The organism is Secundilactobacillus angelensis (assembly GCF_012641075.1).
Lineage (GTDB): Bacteria > Bacillota > Bacilli > Lactobacillales > Lactobacillaceae > Secundilactobacillus > Secundilactobacillus angelensis.
Window position 1 is genome coordinate 1 of sequence record NZ_JAAXLJ010000087.1, and the last position, 364, is coordinate 364.

A 364-nucleotide genomic window follows, 5' to 3' on the forward strand; every position below is an offset into this window, starting at 1 on the left:
TAGACTTAAACGCTGGGTACATCAATCTAGTCCCACGTCTGTTTCCAAATGCGAAAATAGTTGTGGATCGTTTTCATATCGTTCAGATGGTTTCAACTGCGCTCAACATGGTTCGCGTACAGGTGATGAAGACCGTTCCCAAAAGCAGTAAAGAATACCGTTTTATGAAGCGCGAGTGGAAAGTCTTTTTGAAGCGCTTTGAGGAACTTGATGCCGTTAGACCAACGTACCACTCCAGCGTCGGTTATTACGATACAGCCGTTAACCTGATTGCCATGTGCCTTGATTTAGATTCCGACTTCCGTACCGCATATGAAACTTATCAAGCGATTCTTTCGGCAGTTAAGGAGCGTGATGTGACTGC

General features: G+C 45.1%; 1 protein-coding gene. It reads left to right on the forward strand.

What is annotated here, in order from left to right; genetic code table 11:
- The coding region (locus tag HC026_RS12470; RefSeq protein WP_168926213.1) for a transposase at window positions 1-364 on the forward strand (364 nt) is incomplete at both ends.